Genomic DNA, 1704 nt, shown 5'->3' with positions numbered 1-1704 from the left:
GCGGCACCCAGCCGGGCGGCCGGGCCGGGCGCGGGCCAGGCGCCCCCGGCCGTGGGTGCGCCGACGTTCGTGGCCGCGCCTGCGCTCGTGGTCGCCACGTTCCCCCTCTTCATGGCACGATCCCCGCCGTGCGCTACCCGGTGGCCCTCGCCCTCACCATGCTGACCGAGACACCCGTCTACACCGTCGCCCTCGTCCGCGTCGGACGGGTCCGCCCCGGACGGGCGGCCGCGGCCGCCGCCCTGGTCAACCTGGTGACGCACCCACTGCTCTGGTGGACCCTCCGGCACTGGACCGACGGGCCGGCGGCAGCGTACTGGACGACCTTCGCGCTCAGCGAGGCGGCGGTCTGCGCCGTCGAGGCGCTGCTGCTGTGCCCGCTCGCCGGTCTGCGCCCGCGCGACCCGCTGACCTGGATCGCCGCCGGCACCGCCAACGCCGTCTCCCTGCTGGCAGGGCTGCTGGCCGGGGGCTGATCGTCACGCGGTTTCCGGGCTCAGGCGTCCGATGAGGCACAGCGGGCGCAGCCCCCACGTCGTCACGGGAGGAGACGGTCCGGCCGCTCCACGACGACGGCCGGAGCGCACCATGCCCGCCGACGGCCTCACCGCCTCACCCGGACCGAACTCACCCGGACCGAAGGGCCGAGAGCCTTCCCGGTACGGTTGGCCGGGTGAGGCGCATGGCGAAGGGGGTCGGCCGGTGATCGTGGTGGACGCGTCCGCGCTGGTGCTGGCGCTCGCCGACGAGGGCCCGCGCGGGGCCGCCGCCCGGGCCGAACTCGCCGCCGACGGCGAGTGGCTGGCGCCCGAGCACATCGTGATCGAGGTGATGCAGTCGCTGCGCGGCCTCTACCTGGCCAAGGAACTGACCGCCGAACGGGTCGCCGAAGTCACCGGCGAACTCGCGGAGGTGGCGGCCCACAAGGTCCGCAAGGTCGAGGTGGCGCCGCTGCTCGGGCGGATCTGGGAGCTCAAGGACAACCTGACCCCGGACGACGCCGCGTACGTCGCGGTCGCCGAGCGGTACGGGGTGCCGCTGGTCACCGCCGACCTGCGGCTGATGCGGGCCAGCGGGCCGCGCTGCGAGATCCGGGGGATCCGGCGCGAGCCGCCCGCCTGAGGCTCGCGGCCCGCACGGGCGGCGGCGCTCCCGGGCGGGGGCGCCCTCGGTGGCGGTGTCCTTCCCGGGGCGGTGTCCTTCCCGGGGCGGCGCCGTTTAGCAGGGGGCCCCGTCGCCCCGCCCCCGAAAGGCCCGACCGATGACCGCTCCGCTCGCCGCCGCCCTGCTGCCACTGGCCCTGCTCGCCCCCGCCGCCTCGCCGGTCACCGTCGTCGAGGCCGACTTCGACCCGGCCACCGCCTTCGTCCCGCCGGCCGCGATCAGCTACGCGAGCGACCTGGTGCCGTACGGCTCGCACGCCCGGATCGTCACCGACCACTCGGTGCCCGGGCGGACGGCGCTCACCCTGACGGCCTCCGGGCTCGCCCCCGGTCACGAGTTCCCGGTGCACCTGCACACCGGCAGCTGCGGGGCCGACCCGGCCTCCTCCGGGCCGCACTACCAGGACGCGGTCGACCCGGTGCAGCCGTCCACCGACCCGGCGTACGCCAACGGGCGCAACGAGCTGCGGCTGGTGCTGCACACCGACGGGCAGGGCCGGGGCAGCGCCACCACCGCGGTGGCCTGGCGGCCGCGGCCGGG

The 1704-nt window shown here is 76.7% G+C and carries 3 protein-coding genes; all 3 read left to right on the top strand.

Features of this window, described 5'->3' with window-relative positions:
• The first annotated feature begins 128 nt into the window (after window positions 1-128).
• Window positions 129-476, top strand: coding sequence for a hypothetical protein (locus KS423_RS45060; RefSeq protein ID WP_224285454.1), 348 nt, complete (start codon window positions 129-131; stop codon window positions 474-476).
• A gap of 226 nt (window positions 477-702) precedes the next feature.
• Window positions 703-1122: a type II toxin-antitoxin system VapC family toxin gene (locus KS423_RS45055; protein WP_224285453.1), complete on the top strand. Its 420-nt coding sequence runs from the start codon at window positions 703-705 to the stop codon at window positions 1120-1122.
• 139 nt (window positions 1123-1261) lie between these two features.
• Window positions 1262-1704, top strand: a 443-nt coding sequence (locus KS423_RS45050; protein ID WP_224285452.1) for a superoxide dismutase family protein, incomplete at its 3' end; no start/stop codon positions are given.

The organism is Streptomyces sp. LS1784, from assembly GCF_020103755.1.
Taxonomy (GTDB): Bacteria; Actinomycetota; Actinomycetes; order Streptomycetales; family Streptomycetaceae; genus Kitasatospora.
The sequence above is the reverse complement of the archived record's forward strand: the minus strand, read 5'-3'. Positions and strand labels throughout refer to the sequence as shown.